The following is an 18616-nucleotide window of genomic DNA, read 5'->3' on the forward strand; positions in this document are numbered from 1 at the left end:
CCCTCTCTTTACCTATTTGACTACTTTTATTATAGGTGATGAGGAAAGCGGAAATCAAAACATACTTCTTATACTTTGTCCATATATATGAAGAAGAAAGGGGAATGACGATGGATGTAAGAGAACATACTTTTTTCTCTCTGCTTATTATTAGTTATTTTATTGCCTTTGGGGTTATACTTGGCGGTTCATTAATTGGTGGATTTGGTGCGTTTCTTATTGGAAAACCAGCTCTAACTTACATTAATCAATTCGCCCAAAATTTAAGAATTTGGGCACTCGTTGCAGCAATCGGCGGAACATTCGATACCTTTTATAGCTTTGAAAGAAGTTTCTTTGGCGGAGATATGAAAGATATCGTAAAACAAATTCTCCTTATTTTTTTCGCAACTGGTGGTATGCAAACAGGTCTCATTATTATTAAATGGCTAACGCAGGAACATGTATGAGAGTACCAAGTGCTAATACAGCAAAAAGATGGTACTTAGTATTAGCTGGGGCTGCTGTTGGAGGCGTTTTGAGCTGGTTTATTTTTTTGTACATATACGGTGTTTTTCAAGAAGAACAAGCTAGTAAAATAGCAGAACAAAGAGAAATTATAGAAAAACAAGAAGCAAAGCTCCACGTCCTTCTCGAAGATCAAGAAAAATTGAACACTGAAAATAAACGGCTCTTAACCATTCAAGAGATTAAAATAAAACTTATCAATCGAGAAAAATACGCTTTAGACAATCTCACACTCGAAAATATGACTACATCTATCCATAATGATCTCCAACATCTTTTAACGAAAAACATTCAAAGTATCGCAAAAAATAAAGACCTACTTAAAAAGGTAATCGAAAATAAAACGTACAAACATTACGATCGGCTATACCGTTTTAAAGTCGATACAATATCTTTTGATACAGTGCTTGAAATTAGCATTACTATAGAGAAAGAAAAATAAAGAAGGAGGGCTTTAGCACCGCTCCTTCTTTTCGTTCTAACATATAGTCTCTTATTTACAAATCTCACGTAAATCAGCAAAAAGACGATCCGCTTCTTCCCAAGAAGATGCCTTCGCACCAGAAGCCATCGGATGCCCCCCGCCGTTATATTGCATTGCTAATTTGTTTATAACTGGTCCTTTTGAACGAAGACGAACACGAATTACGTCGTCTTCCTCTAAAAATAGAACCCACGCCTTTAATCCATCAATATTGCCAAGCGCTCCAACAACACCAGATGCTTCAGAAGGAAGTACATCAAACTCTTCTAATACTTCTTTCGTTAATTTAATGTAAGCTGCTCCTTCTTCTACCATCGTAAAGTTTTGTAAAATATAACCGTTTAAACGAGCAATTTTTTCTTTTGTCTTATACATTTCATTGTATAAATCTGTGAATTTCACACCCATATCAACAAGCTCACTTACGTAACGAAGTGTTTTTGCTGTCGTATTTGGGAATAAGAAACGACCTGTATCTCCAACAATTCCTGCTAAAATAAGGCGAGCTGCTTCTTTTGTTATTTTTAATCCTTTATCTTTTCCATAGTTATAAAACTCATAAATCATCTCACTTGTAGAACTCGCTGTCGTATCTACCCACGTAATATCTCCATATGGATCTTCATTTGGATGATGATCAATTTTAATTAACATCTTCCCTTTTGTATAGCGTTGATCGTCAACACGTTCTTGATTCGCAGTATCACAAACAATAACAAGCGCATTTTCGTATACACTATCTTCAATATCATCCATTACTCGTAAGTATGCTAGTGACGGTTCATTGTACCCAACCGTATAAATATTTTTCTCTGGAAACGATTCTTGTAGAATTGTACCAAGCCCCCCCTGTGAACCTAACGCATCTGGATCCGGACGCACGTGGCGATGAATAATAATTGTATCAAACTCTTTAATTGCTTCTAAAATTTGCTCATGCATATGTATAATCTCCTTTTTAATCAACTTCTTCACTTTATCCTCCATTATAACGGAAAGTATTTCATACATGCGAACAATTGCTTTATAATAAAAGTTAGAAAGTTCAGGTATTTCTTTTTCTTTTCTATTATTTTTCATAAAGCGATGGGAGTGTTCACTATGCCAGTATTAGTCTTCTGTATTATCGTCTCATTTATGTTGTACCTCTTTTACAAAACAAAATACTTTCGTACAAACCGCCCAATGGAGAAAGGTTGGCTCTCAGGAAAATCCGCAATGGCACTCGGTTCATTCGTTTTATTTTTCGGGATAAACCAATTCTTTTTAGAACTTTCAACCGCTCGTATTATCGTTGGTGTTTTATTCGTTCTATTTGGTAGTGCAAGTGTATTTAACGGGTTTCGCCAATACAAACATTTCTTGCCATTAGCAGTTAAAGAAGCCGAAGTCTATGAAGCAACATAAAAAAGCATCAATATTGTGATGCTTTTTTATGTTGCTTCACTTTCAAAATCATATATGCAACAAACGCAGATGGTATATTAAATGGGTTACCTTGTACATGAAAATGTAATTGTTCTTCTTCAAAAGACATTTTTTTATATAGCTCTCGCTGAGATAATCCTGTCTTTTCCTTTTTTTCATGTAAACCTTGTAAATATAAATATTGAATAGGTATCATTACAAGAAAGTAAAATAATGCGATACTACCAAAAAAAAGTACGGCTGACGACATAATGCATACCACCTTTCATAATTCCATTTTCTTACAATATAATCATAACACAATATACAACTGAATTGAATTATTATTCTGTCTTTTCTCACGTTACTTTTCCACTCCATCCCATACATATTTCACTAAAACTCCCATCTAAAATCATGCCTTTCAAATTTAAAACAACAAAAAAGATGGAACAAATCAAAACGATTTGTTCCATCTTTTTATTTATCGATTAACTGAACCATAAGTAATGCTTTTCCAACAACATTACCTTCATGATGCACCTCTACATCGACCTTACCAAATTTACGTCCAATTTCTAATACTTTCGGATGAACAGATACAACATTATCAATTTGAACCGGCTTTACGAAATAAATCGTTAAGTTTTCAACAATTAAATCGCTTTTCTTTTGCGCACGAATGACGCGATTTGTCGCTTCTGTCACAATTGTTGCAAATACACCGTACGATAACGTTCCGATTGAGTTCGTCATTTGCGGCGTCACCGAAAATTGATATAGATGCTCATTCTTCGCTTCTTTTGGCGTCATAAATTGATTCGTTACAATATCATCAATGGTTTCTCCAACTTGCGGCTGACGTTGAATCATTTGCAGTGCCTGAAGTACATCTTGACGGCTAATAATACCTTGCAGTTTATTTCCTTCCTCAACGACAGGAAGTAATTCAATTCCTTCCCACACCATCATACGTGCCGCAGCTGCGACAGACATTTTACCGTTCACTGTAATTGGGTGCTTTGTCATTACTTTATCAATTGGTGTTTCTTTCGCTACTCCGATCATATCTTTTGAAGTTACGATTCCTAGCACTTTGTTACTTTCATCAACAATCGGATATCTTCCGTGCATCGTCTCTTCATTATAGGCATGCCATTGCTGCACTGTATCACTCGGCTTTAAATATAACGTTTCTTCAATTGGCGTTAAAATATCTTCAACGAGTACAATTTCTTTCTTAATAAGCTGATCGTAAATCGCACGGTTAATTAACGTTGCAACTGTAAAGGTATCGTAACTACTTGAAATAATCGGCAGTTTTAATTCATCTGCTAATTTCTTCACATGATCTTCCGTATCAAATCCGCCCGTAATTAATACAGCGGCTCCAGTTTCTAACGCTAATTGATGTGCGTTCGTACGGTTACCAATAATGAGTAAATTCCCAGCTTCTGTATAGCGCATCATCGCTTCTAATTTCATAGCTCCGATTACGAATTTATTTAATGTTTTATATAGTCCTTCTCTGCCCCCAAGTACTTGACCATCGACAATGTTAACGACTTCTGCATATGTCAGTTTTTCGATATTCTCTTTCTTCTTCTGTTCAATTCGAATTGTTCCGACACGTTCAATTGTACTAACATATCCTTTATTTTCTGCATCTTTAATTGCACGGTAAGCTGTCCCTTCACTTACACTCAAATCTTTCGCGATTTGTCTTACAGAAATTTTATGGCCTACTGGCAGGCTATTAATATGTTCTAAAATTTGGTTATGCTTGGTAGCCAAATGGTTTCACCATACTTTCTTTTCCCTAAATTCTTCATGTGTTGTACTTTTAGTATACTATATTTTCAAAACTGTTACACTCTCTCTTTGCATACCTGTACTATTTTTTTTATAACAAAATGTCTCTTGCATTCCACCATTCATTCTATTACAACAATGTAATGCTATTGTCATCTCATTCGATAGTTCGTACACTTAATTACTTATACAATTAAGACAAGAAATAAAACAAAGGAGCGAACACATGATGAAAAAATTTTTAGAGGTTGTAGGTGCTGTATTTTTAGCTTTCGTAGATGGGAAAAAAGTTGCAATGGAATTGAATGAAACACCTGAACAACCACGTACCAAAAGAAAAGAATCACCAAAACAAATACAAGCATTAAAAGCTGTCCTACACACATAAAAAACCCTTCACTTTTCTTTTTCAAATGAAGGGTTTCTTTTCTATAGTGTAATACTTTCTCCAGCTTCTAATACTTTCCCTGTACAATTTTGTAGCTTTTCTACAAATTGATATGGATCTTGTTCAATAACTGGGAACGTATTATAATGCATCGGTACAACAGTTTTCGCATTAATCCATTTTGCCGCTAGTACAGCATCTTCTGGTCCCATTGTGAAATTATCACCAATTGGTAAAAATGCTAGATCAACTTTATTTAATTCCCCAATTAACTTCATATCAGAGAATAGTGCAGTATCTCCTGCGTGGTATACAGTTTTCTCTTCTGCTGTAAATAAAATACCTGCTGGCATACCTGTATATGTAATCGTCTTATTTGCTTCATCAATATAACTAGAGCCGTGGAATGCTTGTGTAAACTTCACTTTTCCGAAGTCAAATTCATGTGAACCACCAATATGCATCGGGTGTGTATTTACACCTTGCCAACTTAAAAATGTTGCTAGTTCAAATGGCGCTACAACAACTGCATTATTTTTCTTCGCAAGTTCTACTGTATCTCCAACATGATCACCGTGTCCATGCGATAAAAGGATTGCATCCACTTTTACATCTTCAGCTTTTAAATCTGTTTTCGGATTACCTGTTAAAAACGGGTCAATTAAAATAACTTTTTCATTCGCCTCAATTTTCACAACTGAATGTCCATGATAAGATACTTTCATTATTACATTCCTCCCCTATTCACATTCTCACTTTTTATTCTACATGATTTTTCAATCCCCTGTCTTTTCTAACATCTATTTACTTGTCATAACGCTTTCTTCCGAGTTAAAGTTATATTTGTAATTAAATATCTCGGGGGTGCCAATCGATGAATGCTAGATTAGAAAATTTAATGCAATGGCTAAAAGAAAAAAACGTAGAAGCTGCGTTCTTAACTTCTACACCGAACGTCTTCTACATGACAAACTTCCACTGTGAACCACACGAAAGACTTCTTGGTATGTTTGTATTCCAAGAAAAAGAACCTATTTTAATTTGCCCTAAAATGGAAGAAGGCCAAGCACGTAACGCTGGCTGGGCACATGAAATTATCGGATTTACTGATACTGACAGACCATGGGATATGATTGCAAAAGCAATTAAAGACCGCGGCATCAATGCAAATGCAGTTGCAATTGAAAAAGAACATTTAAACGTAGAGCGCTACGAAGAATTAACGAAATTATTCCCAAATGCAGCTTTCAAATCAGCTGAGGAGAAAGTTCGCGAACTTCGTTTAATTAAAGATGAAAAAGAACTTTCTATTTTACGCGAAGCAGCTCAAATGGCGGACTATGCTGTTGAAGTTGGTGTAAATGCAATTAAAGAAAACCGCAGCGAGCTAGAAGTATTAGCAATTATTGAACACGAATTAAAAACAAAAGGCATACATAAAATGTCATTTGATACGATGGTATTAGCAGGTGCGAACTCTGCTCTTCCACACGGTATTCCTGGCGCAAACAAAATGAAACGCGGCGATTTCGTACTATTTGATTTAGGCGTAATCATTGATGGTTATTGCTCTGATATTACACGTACAGTAGCATTCGGTGAGATTTCTGAAGAGCAAACTCGCATTTACAACACTGTACTTGCTGGACAACTACAAGCAGTTGAAGCATGTAAACCAGGTGTTACACTTGGCGCAATCGATAACGCTGCTCGTTCTGTTATCGCAGATGCAGGTTACGGAGACTTCTTCCCGCACCGACTTGGTCATGGACTTGGAATTAGCGTACACGAATATCCAGATGTAAAAGCTGGTAACGAGTCTCCATTAAAAGAAGGTATGGTCTTCACAATCGAACCTGGTATTTATGTACCAAACGTAGGTGGCGTTCGTATTGAAGATGATATTTACATCACAAAAGACGGATCAGAAATTTTAACGAAATTCCCGAAAGAATTACAATTTGTAAAATAATAAAAAAGGCAGCTTGATTGCTGCCTTTTTTATTTCTCTACTATTTCAAATTTCTCTACAATCATTTTTGCTGGATAGCTTTCAAGTGTTTGAGAAGACCATACTTTTATTTTATCCCCTGTTTTTAACTGTTTATATGCGTCTTTGTCCTTAAAGCTCAAGACTATATGTGCTGGATGATCTTTATTCATTTGTTGTTCTATATAATGTTGCAACTCTACTTTTGTTTTAAACGTTTTATCATCGGCAAAAAACACCGTGTCATTTCTTAATATAATATACCCTTCTTTTACCGTTACTTGCTCTACTTGTTTTGTATCACACGCTGATAATACGACTAGAAATACACTTAAAAACATAACAATTTTCATATGCCTATTCATTTTTAACCCCTTACTCTAGGCTATTTCAAATTTAGCACCATCTTCTCCTCATACTTATCATCCCATTTCATCACAATCTCTATTGGTTCATCTTTAGAGATAGGCGCGCAACTTACACAAGAAGACTTCATTTCAACCTTTGCTCCTCTATGAACTTCTGACGTTTGTGTCATTGTACTAAAGGCTCCATTAATAGCAATCTCTAAATTCTTAAATTCTGTATTCCCATCTCCGCCCTTATACTGAAATGTAAACATTCCATCTTCACTATCATCCTTAATATGGCCTTTATATTGTCCCGTCCAACTTTTGCTCTCGCTAGAAAAAGTAACATACGAAATGGAACAGCTTCCTAAAAAGAAAATACTAATGAAAAAGAATAATGCTCTCTTCATAATGCCCCCCTCCATTCAAAAGCACTTATTTATTGTCTATTTCTTCCTTTAAATATTATTAAAAAAAGAAGGCCACTCAAAAAGTGCCTTCTTCTATTTCACTAATATTTAATTGAAATTTCACGATCCAAACTGAGAAAAGGTGGACAAGAAGCGCAAACGCCATACATGCTCCGCTTAAAAAAGTTAGTATAGGATGCGAATACACGTGCCCCAATCCATAGGATATCGCCACGAAAAACATTGTTATGTAAATATAAATTGCTCCATGTATTTGCCTCATATAAACCTCCTTTTCCCATATTATAACATAAATTTTCTGATTATTCACATTAATTACTTGTAATCGATATTTCTCAACTGTTACACCTCTAACAGCAGCCTAATATATGGTGCTCCTTGTAAACTTTGTAAATCCTCTGTTTTGCCTGTTACAACTACACCGTATATTTGTAAGTTTTTTGGTTTGGTGTTTTTTATTTCTTTATCCCGCATTAACGGGCAGTAAGACCCCACATCAAAATTCAGCGGAAGCAAAGAAGTTAGGTGGGGGGCGGACTGCCCATAAAAGCCCGATTGGTGAGGGCTGATAATCAGTGGGGGATGCCCCCCACTGATTAAAGTTTCACTTTATAGTTTATCCTAAAATATTCTCGATATCCCTCTTTATTTTCACTTAAAGATATCCAAATGCAGCTTTTATAAATTTTTTCATAATAAAAAGCACATTTATTTTGATGTGCTCTCACATATACTTTAGTAAAATATAAATCATTTTTTTGAAACAAAAACTCCCACTCATCTCTCCCCATACTATCGTTATGACTTAGTTGCCATAATAATTGAACGAGGATAAAACCCCAGCTTTTCATAAAATGATACAGCTTCATTTCCGTACACTACTGTTAATTCAATTTCATCTATCTTCTTCGCTTTAAACCATTCCACTGCACTATTCATTAATTTCAAACCAAATCCGTTTCTTCGGTATTTTTCATCAACAAATAAAACTTCAATCTTTCCGCTTACGCTTTTACTATACGCTATACAAAATCCTAATATATTATCTGTTTCTGACTCAATCAATAATTCAATTCTATATTCTCCGTACTTTGAGTTCTTTTTATAATTTTCAATACGTTCCTCAAATGTCATTCTTGGGTAATCGCCAGAAAAATATTTTGATTTATTATTATGATATTCATGCAATTTATTTAAGGATTCTCTTATTATCTCTATTTCATCGAGAGTGATATATTTATTACTAATTCTCATCCTATAGCATCTCCAATAATATATATTTCAGCATAAAAATAAGACTGTTTTTTGTTCACAAAATATTACTCTATTATTCCATCGCTTCCCTCACAACCTCTTGAATCATAACAACTTCTGTTTTCATATCAATAGATGGTGCTTCTTCATCGATACATTCATACCAAAACGCTAAGTGCTTTTTATCGATTTCATAATGAGAATTTTCGACAAGAGCTCCGCCTTCTCCTTGCACAGAATACCAATATAAGTACTCTTCTCCATCTCTTATTTCCCGGAAAATTGTCTCAACATACATCTTTTCGTCGTTTAATGTCAAAAGGACTTCTTTCATATTTTCATTAAGAAGCTGCATCCATTCATCTACTCGATGACTCTTACCAGGCTTAACTTTAAATCTCGTTAATTCTACATTCATTTTTATTCCCCCGTTTTCTTACGTACAAACAAACTGTATTCTATTGGATGATAAAAACTTAATTTACTAGCTAATTTTCGCGAAGGAATATTGTCTACATAACAATCCCAGCTCGGTATAATATCATTTTGCATGCAATGTTCAATGAACCGTGTCGCAACAGCTTGAGCTAATCCTTTCCCTTGATATGCTTTATGCGTAGCAATATCGATTTCAGCAAAACTATTCCCTCTAAATATTGAGACGCATTCAGCTATAATCATCCCACCTTGTTCTATACAAAATCCGAAACCACCGTTCAAAAATAGTTCTTTTGATCCCCAATATTCTTTATAATACTTCTCTGTAAATTCACTGCTTCGTTCTATATCACTTTTATCAATACGCTTCACTGCATATGTATTTTTATTTGCATCTTGTGTTCGCTCTTCAAAGATTTCTCTTTGGAATTTCATTCGTGGCATATTCCGAAGTACATTACTAAAACGCCCTTCAATCATCATTTCCCACTCTTCACTTGAAGCGAATAGTGTAAATCTCTTCTCTGTTTTTTCAATAGCCATTTTTAAATACATCAATAAATCTTCATTATAATTTTGATCATCCGTATGACCAAATAAATAATAGATACCGTTAACTGTACGAATTAATCCTGCTGTTAACTTCTCGTTGGCAAAAATCTCACCATCTATCATTTGGTCACATACCGCATAAGCAAATGTCGTCGTTCTTGTATTACTTTCCAAAATCGGAATGATTTTTCTATACTCGGCTACAGATAATTTTTTCATAACTGCTCCACTTTAATCGTATCAGCTTCTATATTTTCGAAACAAAGATTTACTGTTCTCTTTAATGCTCTCGTTCTATGAATCGTACACGCTGGAATTAAAATAGAATCATTCGGCTTTAAAACTGCTGTTTCTCCATCTTCAAAATCGATAAGCAATTCTCCCTCTAGCACAATGAATAATTCATCCGAATTAGAATGATAATGCCAATCATATTTGCCAGTAAATACAGCGATTCGTAAGCAATGATTATTTACATTTGAAACGACGAAATTTTTATGTTGATCTTTAATATCCTTTGTTAATTCTATTAAGTTCACAGTTTCCATCTTTCGTCCCATCCTTTCATTAGTCGTTCTTCTAAAAAACTAACTTAATCTCCTCCACCTCCGCAATCTCCTCCGCCATCACTTGAGCTACTACAGTCATTGCTACTGTAGTCACCGAATCCACTTGATGAGCTTGCATAATAAGACGAATTTCTTTTCTTTTTTTGTACTTTTTTTCCACCATTCTTATTATTTGATAGTAATGTTCCAAAAACTAAAACATGTACCGAAATAGCTACCATAAGAAAAATAATAAGTACAAATACATGTAAAGATAAATTTGAAATTTGTAACTTAATTAAGTTAATGAAAATAATACTCATTACAATAAAATACATAACATTCGCCGCATCTATTAAACCACTTTCAAATTTCGACCTAGGTCTCTTTTTCGTAACTACTAACTCATGTTTACTCCTTATTACTCCTCTTTGTTTTTTACGCTTCCTCCGCTTACTTTTTCTTCCCAATTCAATCCCCCTTCCCTTAAATTTATATAATTCTAAATTATCACAATTACCACTTGTTAACAGTAATAAAAAACAATTTTTTACCTTATAAAAAAGACCCTCCTCATAAAGGAAGGTCTCGAATGTATTTCTATTATGATAAAGCAGGAGCTTTTTCAAGAAGCTCTTTCGCATCAGCGTATTGTAAGCCGTGCGCTTCTGCAACTGCTTCGAATGTTACATAGCCATCTAATGTGTTAATACCTTTTAGTAATGCAGTGTTGCCTAAGCAAGCATCTTTGTAACCTTTGTTCGCAATTTGTACTGCATATGGTACTGTTACGTTTGTTAATGCAAGAGTTGACGTACGTGGAACTGCACCTGGCATATTAGCAACTGCATAATGAACAACGCCATGTTTTTCGTAAGTTGGGTTATCATGAGTTGTAATACGATCAGTTGTTTCGAAAATACCACCTTGGTCAATCGCGATATCTACAACGACAGAACCTGGTTCCATTGATTGAATCATTTCTTCAGTTACAAGTTTTGGCGCTTTTGCACCTGGAATTAATACTGCACCAATAACAAGGTCAGATTCTTTAACAGCTTCTGCAATGTTATATGGATTAGACATTAATGTTTTTACTTGGTTACCGAAAATATCATCTAATTGACGAAGACGTTCTGCACTTAAGTCAATGATTGTTACATCTGCACCTAAACCTACTGCAATCTTAGCTGCGTTTGTACCAGCTTGACCACCGCCGATGATTGTTACTTTGCCGCGTTTTACCCCTGGAACGCCTGCAAGTAAAATACCTTTACCACCTTTGTTTTTCTCAAGGAATTGTGCACCGATTTGTGCAGCCATACGACCAGCTACTTCACTCATAGGTGCAAGTAATGGTAAAGAACGATTGTCTAATTGTACTGTTTCATATGCGATTGATGCAACTTTGTTATCGATTAATGCTTTCGTTAATTCTGGTTCTGGAGCTAAGTGTAAGTATGTGAATAAAATTAAACCTTCACGGAAATAGCCGTATTCACTTGCTACTGGCTCTTTTACCTTCATAACCATATCTTGATTCCATGCTTCTTCAGCAGTTTCTACAAGTTTCGCACCAGCTTGTACGTATTCTTCATCCGTAAAGCCAGATCCTAAACCTGCTCCTTTTTGAACAAAAACTTCATGACCATTTTGTACTAAATGTACTGCCCCCGCTGGCGTCATTGCCACACGGTTTTCATTGTTTTTAATTTCTGTTGGAATACCGATACGCATGATTAGTTCCCCCTTGAGTTATGAAATGACCCCTGAATCATTTTTTAAAGCGCTTTCTACGCTCTTATATTTTAACATAATATCTCAATATTTGACAAAAAAATAACACGAGTTTTCCGATAGATTTAATTTTATATTAAAGGACAGTATTATCCGCACCTCTCAGCACAATGGATAAACTGTCCAATTATTCGAAACTTCATCTTATTTTATTCTATCGATGTCTATGAATAACATCCACTGCACCAGTCACTTCAATAATTGTACCGGTAATCATATCGGAATCGTCCTCACATAAAAACGAAATGGTTCTTGCAATATCTTCACCTGTTCCAGATCTACCAATCGGTGTGTTATGCTCTTTCAGCTGACGTGCTTCTTGAATAGTTGCCTCTTTCATCTCGCCTATAATATCACCAGGACATACCATGTTCGCAGTAATACCATACTCCGCTTCTTCATAAGCAACTGTTTTCGTTAATGAAACAAGTCCTACTTTCGCTGCGGCAAAAGCTGAACGATAAATCCATCCCGGTGCACTATCCGCCCCTTGAAATCCGTAATTAATAATACGGCCAAAGTTCTGTTTTCTCATGACCGGAACGACAAGTTTTAATAAATGAAATACCGCTGTTAAATTTCCCTGAATCATTTCATTCCATTCATCTTCTTCATAATCAACTAACTTTTTTCGTTCAAATACATATGGACCAGCATTATTAATTAAAAAGTCAATTTTGCCAAAACGGCTCATCGCTTTTTCTACTATTTTATGTAAATCTTCCTTTTTCGTGACATCCGCTTGCACGAATTGTAGACGCTCTTCCACATCTTTATATGTTTCTTTCATCGTTTCCATAGCCGTGATATCGCTATGGTACGTTACTGTTACTGAATAGCCTTTAGCCAATAATTTTTCTGTTACTTGCTTTCCTAAACCTTTCGTACCGGCTGTAATGAGCGCATGTCTCACAAAACTGCCCCCTTTTAAATTGCTATACTTCATATGTAACAAGTTCTCGCTCCAATTACAACTAAAATGAATTGAAACAGAGTTTTCAAAATTCTGTAACGTTTCTGGCAAGCACGTTACCAAAATTTGTTTTATAATTAAGTTGTAAACAGTTATAAAACAGATTGGGAGGAATTTACTATGAATAATACATATACAAATATTTTAATCGCGGTGGATGGTTCTAAAGAAGCAGAAAAAGCCTTTAAAAAAGCAATTCAAGTCGCAAAGCGCAACAATGCAACATTAACAATTGCTCATATCGTTGATGTAAAAGCATACTCAGCAGTAGAAGCTTATAGCCGTGCAATTGCGGAACGTGCAAATCTATTTGCAGAAGACTTATTAGAAGACTACAAAAAAACTGCGCTTGAAGCTGGTCTTGAAAAAATTGAAACTGTATTAGAATTCGGTAATCCTAAATCAAAAATTTCAAAAGAAATTGCTCCAAACCATAAAGTAGATTTAATTATGTGTGGCGCGACTGGTTTAAATGCTGTTGAGCGTTTCCTAATTGGTAGCGTCTCTGAACATATTATTCGCTATGCGAAATGCGATGTCCTTGTTGTTCGTGGTGATGAAGAGCAAGGTGAGCTTTAATTTATAGATAAAACACCAAGTCCACATAGGCTTGGTGTTTTTCATTTTATAAACTTCACTATAAACACAAGACATGCTACAACAACAACGGTAATTGCCAACACATAAGGCGGAAGAAACTTCAAAGACCATAACGCCATCATAATTGTCGCGATCGTTAAGTACGTTTGCTTTGCATCTGCTGTCATTTTTTTACGAAGTAAGAAGACGTACAAATAGCCAATTGGCGGCGTAATGAAGCAAAGAACATATATGATTTTTGATTTTAAATACCATTTTTGTTCTCCAAGTTTCTTTATATCCCCTTCTATTCTCTTATGCTCTTGTTCTCTCGCTTCTTCTACAAGCGGGTCTTCCTCTTCTCCTCGCTTTTCTTTCATATAAGGAAGAAAGTGCATAAAAAAATAGTATGCGAATACGAACGCTCCAAATCCAATATTTAATCTTTCTAATGGAATATGTTCACTAAAAAAAGCAGCAGTAAGCACTAAAGACAAACAGTACGTCATCATCCAAAATGAACGTTTTCTCTTTTTTTGTTCCATTTCTTTTTTATCTTGTACATATTTTCTTTTCGAAAACCATATTGAAATACAGCAGTCTACTACAAATAGAATAAAGATAAATATCCCGACGTGTACTGTTTCTACCTCCTCAAATGAAAACATATTTGGGAATGCAACGTGTAATACAATTAGCGTGTAAAAAATTAGCCCTACAAAATAAATACGTCTCATTTTCCATCCCTTTCTTATTTCCTAACATTACGTTAACATACATTTTTTAGAAATAGACGGACAAAATATATATGTGTAAAAAAGGAGGATGCAACATGGATGATTCTGAACGTATTATTTTAGATGTGAATGGGAAAGAACTCGAAATGCTAGATACGATTCGTACTCATTTTAAAGAGAAACATGGCGTTGAACTAAGTAACGGTGCATTACTTAGAGATTTGATGGATATTGAGTATATTCGAATTACGGAAGATCGACATAAGTATGATTAAAAGAAAAACGACTGCAGGCGAATGCCATCAGTCGTTTTCTTTCTTTATTTAAGCTCTTGATGCTTCCCGCCCATACCACCTTGCTCATTGCTATCTTGGTGTACAGTTAGTTTATTTGTTTTCGTATCTTTTAAAACTCTATATGTATATGATTCATTTGGTTCATCTTTAAACTGCACATTCATTCCATACGAATCCATTTTGCTATAAAAGGCCGGTTTTATATATAAAATATCACTTTCTTTATATCCTTTATCTTGCAAATGCCACATCGTTGCGATAATCGCTTCTTCTCGCTTTTCTTTTTCACCAACATACATATATTTGTCCAAAAGAAACACTTTAGCATTTGCAATTAAACTAATTACCAGTACAATGATAAACACTATTTTTTTCATAGACTTCCCCTAAATTGTTATTTTTTACTATATTGTAACTTAAATATTATTAAAAAACAAAGTACGCCAGACTTTACTAGACTGGCGTACTTCCCAACTCAATTCTTAATAAATTCTTTCGTTAACCCCTTCGCCTTCTCCAAAGCGTTTTTGATTTGTTCAAACCCTGTCCCACCAGCACTATTACGACGCTTTACAGCCGCATATGGTGAAAGAACTTCATACAAATCTTCTTCAAATAAAGAGCTCATTTCTTGATATGTTTCAAGCGGGACATCTAATAAATAAATTCCTTTTTGTGTGCAATGTAGCACTAACTTCCCAACAATTTCATGAGCTTGACGGAATGGTAGTCCTTTGTTTGCTAAATAGTCGGCAATTTCTGTTGCGTTGGAGAAATCTTGCGTCACAGCTTGCCCCATTTTTTCTTTGTTTACAGTCATCGTTTCAAGCATGCCCCCCATAATATGAAGGCATCCTTCTACTGTTTTTACTGTATCAAACATTCCTTCTTTATCTTCTTGCAAGTCTTTATTGTAAGCGAGCGGTAATCCTTTCATTACTGTAAGTAAACTGAATAAATTACCGTATACTCTGCCTGTTTTACCACGGATTAGTTCCGCCATATCCGGGTTTTTCTTTTGCGGCATAATGCTGCTTCCAGTTGCGTATTGATCGCTCATTTCAATAAATTGAAACTCTTGGCTACTCCATAAAATAAGTTCTTCACAAAAGCGCGATAAGTGCATCATAAGCATAGATGAGTTACTTAGGAACTCCAGTATGAAATCACGATCGCTTACTGCATCTAAACTATTTTCATATATTCCATTAAATCCAAGAAGCTCCGCACTATATTCTCGGTCAATCGGGAATGTCGTCCCAGCTAGCGCTCCTGCTCCTAATGGGGAGATATTAATACGCTTTAACGAATCTTCATAACGATTTACATCACGCTCTAACATCCAAAAGTAAGCGAGAATATGATGAGCAAATGAAATCGGCTGGGCACGTTGCAAATGCGTATAGCCAGGCATAATCGTTTCAATATTATTTTCTGCTTGATGAACAAGAACAGTTTGCAATTGCTTTGTAGCTTTTATAATATGTTCTACCTTTTCTTTTAAATACAAATGCATATCCGTTGCCACTTGATCGTTACGGCTTCGGCCTGTATGAAGTTTCCCTCCTACTTCGCCAATTTGTTCAATTAACATCTTTTCGATATTTAAATGAATATCTTCTGCTTCTACTGAAAATTGTAGCTTATTCTCTTTTGCTTCTTTCAATAAATATTGAAGACCTACCTTTATTTTCTCTGCTTCTTCTTTCGTCACGATGCTCTGCTTTGCTAGCATCGTGACGTGTGCAATACTCCCGTTTATATCTTGATTTACTAATTGTTGATCGAAGGAGATGGATGCTCCAAACTCTTCAACCCATGCTTCCGCTTCTTCTGTAAAACGTCCGCCCCAAAGTTTGCTCACGCTTCCACCTTCTTTTGATTCACTTGGCTGTATACTTTCGTCGGTAAACCAAATAATGAAATGAATCCAACTGCTGCATCATGATTAAATTCGTCCTGGGCAGTATATGTTGCTAATTTTTCATCGTATAAAGAGTACTCAGATTTACGTCCTTCTACAATCGCATGACCTTTAAATAATTTCACACGCACTGTACCTGTTACATTCTTTTGCGTTTCTTGTAAAAATGCATGAAGCGCTTGTTTTAAAGGCGAGAACCATAAACCGTTATAAATAAGTTCTGTTATTTTCTGTTCAATCACTGGTTTAAAATGTGCTACTTCTTTTACGTGTGTTAAATCTTCCAACTCTTTATGCGCAGTGATTAACGTCATTGCTGCTGGGCATTCGTATACTTCACGAGATTTAATACCGACAAGACGATTTTCTACGTGATCAATACGTCCAACGCCGTGTTTTCCAGCGAGCGCATTTAACGTTTTAATTAATTCTGCAAGTGAATATGCAGTGCCATTTAAAGTAGTCGGTACGCCTGCTTCAAATCCGATTTCTACAAACTCTGGTTTATTCGGTGTATCTTCTAACGCCAATGTCATCTCATATGCATCTTCTGGCGGCGCTGCCCATGGATCTTCTAAAATCCCACATTCGTTGCTGCGTCCCCATAAGTTTTGATCGATTGAAAACGGGCTATCTAAATTAATCGGAATTGGTACATCGTTTTCTTTTGCATATGCAATTTCTTCTTCACGTGACCATTTCCATTCACGTACAGGCGCAATCACTTCTAAGTAAGGATTTAATGCTTGGATAGAAACTTCAAAACGAACTTGGTCATTTCCTTTTCCTGTACATCCGTGTGCAACTGCAGTTGCGCCTTCTTGTTCTGCGATTTCTACTAATTTCTTTGCAATAAGCGGACGAGATAATGCAGAGACAAGAGGGTATTTTCCTTCGTATAATGTGTGTGCTTGCATCGCCATCAATGCATATTCGTTTGCAAATTCTTCTTGAACGTCAATCATATATGATTTAATTGCACCTACTGAAAGTGCCTTTTCTTTTACAAATGCTAAGTCTTTACCTTCCCCTAAGTCTAAACAAAGCGCGATAATATCATAATTCTTCTCTTGTAACCATTTAATTGCAACGGAAGTATCAAGACCTCCGGAATATGCTAATACAACTTTTTTCTTCTCCATTTTGCATCCCCCTAAAGAATAAATATTCATTTTCTTTTATAATAATTCACACTTTAACACCTTTCACAAAATGTATCAAGAGTCATTTTCAAATTTTTTCAAACAATTTCGTCGAACTTCTTTCTGTTTTTCTGTACAATATAAGCAGGAAAACGGGGGTGAACTTATGGAAAAGTATTTCTTATACGATGAACATCTAGGAATTGAAATTCCACATTTACAAGAAGACTGGGAAGAAATCCCCGAAAAAATGCAACATGCTATTTTACTAAAATGGGAACAAGTTCGCGGGAAAATTCCTGATCGTATAAAAGAACTTGAGCACTATATTAATACAAAACAACATTATTTAAATAACGAAGAAGACTTCGAAGTTTCTTGTAAACTAAATTCAGAAATTGCCGATCTTGCTTCCATCATTAATGACCTTTGGCTTTGGTATCGACTCACTCAAAATGTATCTGAGGGGAAAGCACACCAATGAAAAAAGCATGTCCCTCAATTACTTTGGGTCATGCTTTTTTTGTCGTAACATGATTTACAATATATCTCTTGTGCTGTTTTTGCCAAACACACATCAAAAGGGCCAACTAATATACTTCTTTCTTTCGGCAACTTTACAAAAGCAACAAGCTCTTCTTCATATTGAATTTTTTTCTGACATGAAATACATATTAATTCTTTTCTTTTGAACATTCCTTTTAGCATACCTTCACTCTCCCCTTCATCTATCTATATTAATATACTCTCATAATAGTTAAGACTTGTAAAAAAATGACACATTCCGAATCGAATGATTCATATACTATGTACAAAAGGAGGTCTACAGCTTATGCGTGCTTTCGTTATTATCGCTTTAACTTTTTTAAGTGTGATTAGTTGGGATGCGTTTTTTAAAGATAAAAGTGATGAAAAGAATACAACGGAATAAAAGCCTTTTTTTCTTACTTATTGGACAAACCGTTACAAACTGTCCAATCCTCCGAAATAACTTAGGCTTTTCTACA

At 35.3% G+C, this 18616-nt stretch carries 27 protein-coding genes and 1 pseudogene; 8 read left to right on the forward strand and 20 right to left on the reverse strand.

Features of this window, described 5'->3' with window-relative positions:
• Positions 1–35 precede the first annotated feature (35 nt).
• Together EBQ15_RS03530 and ytrI are read left to right on the forward strand one after the other, a co-directional pair.
• Positions 36–449 (forward strand): YtrH family sporulation protein, encoded by a 414-nt coding sequence (locus EBQ15_RS03530; protein WP_002005839.1) that lies wholly within the window; start codon positions 36–38, stop codon positions 447–449.
• A complete protein-coding gene (ytrI, locus tag EBQ15_RS03535) occupies positions 446–949 on the forward strand; it encodes a sporulation membrane protein YtrI (RefSeq protein WP_001265734.1) in 504 nt (167 codons plus the stop codon). Before EBQ15_RS03530 ends, ytrI begins: the two co-directional genes overlap by 4 nt.
• Before the next feature lie 51 nt (positions 950–1000).
• Here ytrI and EBQ15_RS03540 read toward each other — a convergent pair whose 3' ends face one another.
• Entirely contained in the window at positions 1001–1933 is a 933-nt protein-coding gene (locus EBQ15_RS03540; RefSeq protein WP_033683965.1) for a DHH family phosphoesterase, read from the reverse strand.
• A gap of 159 nt (positions 1934–2092) precedes the next feature.
• Between EBQ15_RS03540 and EBQ15_RS03545 the strand changes: the two genes are divergently transcribed.
• The gene (locus tag EBQ15_RS03545; RefSeq protein ID WP_001144776.1) at positions 2093–2398 is read left to right on the forward strand and encodes a YtpI family protein; all 306 of its coding nucleotides are present in this window, start codon (positions 2093–2095) and stop codon (positions 2396–2398) included.
• Between the two features lie 7 nt (positions 2399–2405).
• Here EBQ15_RS03545 and EBQ15_RS03550 read toward each other — a convergent pair whose 3' ends face one another.
• Positions 2406–2669 carry a DUF3949 domain-containing protein gene (locus EBQ15_RS03550; protein WP_000093047.1) on the reverse strand — a complete coding sequence of 88 codons (264 nt, stop codon included), beginning with the start codon at positions 2667–2669 and terminating at the stop codon, positions 2406–2408.
• A gap of 209 nt (positions 2670–2878) precedes the next feature.
• Positions 2879–4192, reverse strand: coding sequence for a CBS domain-containing protein (locus EBQ15_RS03555; protein ID WP_000201592.1), 1314 nt, complete (start codon positions 4190–4192; stop codon positions 2879–2881).
• A gap of 244 nt (positions 4193–4436) precedes the next feature.
• Here EBQ15_RS03555 and EBQ15_RS31015 point away from each other — a divergent pair, with 244 nt between their 5' ends.
• A complete protein-coding gene (locus EBQ15_RS31015; RefSeq protein ID WP_000976017.1) occupies positions 4437–4598 on the forward strand; it encodes a hypothetical protein in 162 nt (53 codons plus the stop codon).
• A 41-nt stretch (positions 4599–4639) separates the two neighbouring features.
• Here the strand turns inward: EBQ15_RS31015 and EBQ15_RS03560 are convergent, their stop codons facing one another.
• Entirely contained in the window at positions 4640–5323 is a 684-nt protein-coding gene (locus EBQ15_RS03560) for a metal-dependent hydrolase (protein ID WP_000868918.1), read from the reverse strand.
• 149 nt (positions 5324–5472) lie between these two features.
• On the opposite strand from EBQ15_RS03560, the gene pepQ reads away from it, so the two are divergent.
• On the forward strand, positions 5473–6570 hold the full coding sequence (gene pepQ / locus EBQ15_RS03565; protein ID WP_000994040.1) for a Xaa-Pro dipeptidase: 1098 nt from the start codon (positions 5473–5475) through the stop codon (positions 6568–6570).
• Positions 6571–6599: 29 nt separating this feature from the next.
• Here pepQ and EBQ15_RS03570 read toward each other — a convergent pair whose 3' ends face one another.
• From EBQ15_RS03570 to EBQ15_RS03620, 11 genes and pseudogenes are all read right to left on the reverse strand, one after another.
• Positions 6600–6953: a DUF3221 domain-containing protein gene (locus EBQ15_RS03570; protein WP_001079375.1), complete on the reverse strand. Its 354-nt coding sequence runs from the start codon at positions 6951–6953 to the stop codon at positions 6600–6602.
• Between the two features lie 20 nt (positions 6954–6973).
• Positions 6974–7348 (reverse strand): hypothetical protein, encoded by a 375-nt coding sequence (locus EBQ15_RS03575; protein WP_000816710.1) that lies wholly within the window; start codon positions 7346–7348, stop codon positions 6974–6976.
• A 76-nt stretch (positions 7349–7424) separates the two neighbouring features.
• The gene (locus EBQ15_RS03580) at positions 7425–7631 is read right to left on the reverse strand and encodes a hypothetical protein (RefSeq protein WP_001248905.1); all 207 of its coding nucleotides are present in this window, start codon (positions 7629–7631) and stop codon (positions 7425–7427) included.
• Positions 7632–7697: 66 nt separating this feature from the next.
• Positions 7698–7834: pseudogene (locus tag EBQ15_RS03585) on the reverse strand (anti sigma factor C-terminal domain-containing protein); the annotation flags it as partial.
• 333 nt (positions 7835–8167) lie between these two features.
• Positions 8168–8623, reverse strand: a complete 456-nt coding sequence (locus EBQ15_RS03590; RefSeq protein ID WP_001222922.1) for a GNAT family N-acetyltransferase — start codon at positions 8621–8623, stop codon at positions 8168–8170.
• A gap of 73 nt (positions 8624–8696) precedes the next feature.
• On the reverse strand, positions 8697–9041 hold the full coding sequence (locus EBQ15_RS03595) for a DUF6176 family protein (RefSeq protein WP_001100215.1): 345 nt from the start codon (positions 9039–9041) through the stop codon (positions 8697–8699).
• A gap of 2 nt (positions 9042–9043) precedes the next feature.
• Positions 9044–9832 (reverse strand): GNAT family N-acetyltransferase, encoded by a 789-nt coding sequence (locus EBQ15_RS03600; RefSeq protein ID WP_000736725.1) that lies wholly within the window; start codon positions 9830–9832, stop codon positions 9044–9046.
• A complete protein-coding gene (locus tag EBQ15_RS03605; protein WP_000450928.1) occupies positions 9829–10161 on the reverse strand; it encodes a cupin domain-containing protein in 333 nt (110 codons plus the stop codon). The genes EBQ15_RS03600 and EBQ15_RS03605 overlap by 4 nt, the downstream gene beginning before the upstream one ends.
• 44 nt (positions 10162–10205) lie before the next feature.
• Positions 10206–10631: a hypothetical protein gene (locus EBQ15_RS03610; protein WP_000532860.1), complete on the reverse strand. Its 426-nt coding sequence runs from the start codon at positions 10629–10631 to the stop codon at positions 10206–10208.
• Between the two features lie 133 nt (positions 10632–10764).
• Complete coding sequence (ald, locus tag EBQ15_RS03615) at positions 10765–11898, reverse strand: alanine dehydrogenase (RefSeq protein ID WP_001219398.1); 1134 nt, start codon at positions 11896–11898, stop codon at positions 10765–10767.
• A gap of 214 nt (positions 11899–12112) precedes the next feature.
• Positions 12113–12904, reverse strand: coding sequence for an SDR family oxidoreductase (locus EBQ15_RS03620; RefSeq protein ID WP_002005829.1), 792 nt, complete (start codon positions 12902–12904; stop codon positions 12113–12115).
• A gap of 147 nt (positions 12905–13051) precedes the next feature.
• Here EBQ15_RS03620 and EBQ15_RS03625 point away from each other — a divergent pair, with 147 nt between their 5' ends.
• Complete coding sequence (locus EBQ15_RS03625) at positions 13052–13510, forward strand: universal stress protein (RefSeq protein WP_001066673.1); 459 nt, start codon at positions 13052–13054, stop codon at positions 13508–13510.
• 41 nt (positions 13511–13551) lie between these two features.
• Here the strand turns inward: EBQ15_RS03625 and EBQ15_RS03630 are convergent, their stop codons facing one another.
• The gene (locus EBQ15_RS03630; RefSeq protein WP_001252919.1) at positions 13552–14247 is read right to left on the reverse strand and encodes a hypothetical protein; all 696 of its coding nucleotides are present in this window, start codon (positions 14245–14247) and stop codon (positions 13552–13554) included.
• A 95-nt stretch (positions 14248–14342) separates the two neighbouring features.
• Here EBQ15_RS03630 and EBQ15_RS03635 point away from each other — a divergent pair, with 95 nt between their 5' ends.
• Complete coding sequence (locus EBQ15_RS03635) at positions 14343–14522, forward strand: hypothetical protein (protein ID WP_000342765.1); 180 nt, start codon at positions 14343–14345, stop codon at positions 14520–14522.
• Between the two features lie 44 nt (positions 14523–14566).
• Here the strand turns inward: EBQ15_RS03635 and EBQ15_RS03640 are convergent, their stop codons facing one another.
• The 3 genes from EBQ15_RS03640 to EBQ15_RS03650 form a co-directional block, all read right to left on the reverse strand.
• On the reverse strand, positions 14567–14920 hold the full coding sequence (locus tag EBQ15_RS03640; protein ID WP_000724675.1) for a DUF3139 domain-containing protein: 354 nt from the start codon (positions 14918–14920) through the stop codon (positions 14567–14569).
• Between the two features lie 98 nt (positions 14921–15018).
• On the reverse strand, positions 15019–16407 hold the full coding sequence (gene argH / locus EBQ15_RS03645; RefSeq protein WP_000041290.1) for an argininosuccinate lyase: 1389 nt from the start codon (positions 16405–16407) through the stop codon (positions 15019–15021).
• Complete coding sequence (locus tag EBQ15_RS03650; RefSeq protein ID WP_000412315.1) at positions 16404–17609, reverse strand: argininosuccinate synthase; 1206 nt, start codon at positions 17607–17609, stop codon at positions 16404–16406. Before EBQ15_RS03650 ends, argH begins: the two co-directional genes overlap by 4 nt.
• 166 nt (positions 17610–17775) lie before the next feature.
• On the opposite strand from EBQ15_RS03650, the gene EBQ15_RS03655 reads away from it, so the two are divergent.
• Positions 17776–18093, forward strand: a complete 318-nt coding sequence (locus EBQ15_RS03655; RefSeq protein ID WP_000417218.1) for a hypothetical protein — start codon at positions 17776–17778, stop codon at positions 18091–18093.
• 14 nt (positions 18094–18107) lie between these two features.
• Here the strand turns inward: EBQ15_RS03655 and EBQ15_RS03660 are convergent, their stop codons facing one another.
• On the reverse strand, positions 18108–18317 hold the full coding sequence (locus EBQ15_RS03660) for a hypothetical protein (RefSeq protein ID WP_000911986.1): 210 nt from the start codon (positions 18315–18317) through the stop codon (positions 18108–18110).
• Between the last annotated feature and the right edge of the window lie 299 nt (positions 18318–18616).

The organism is Bacillus sp. 2D03 (assembly GCF_003946765.1).
Taxonomy (GTDB): domain Bacteria; phylum Bacillota; class Bacilli; order Bacillales; family Bacillaceae_G; genus Bacillus_A; species Bacillus_A cereus.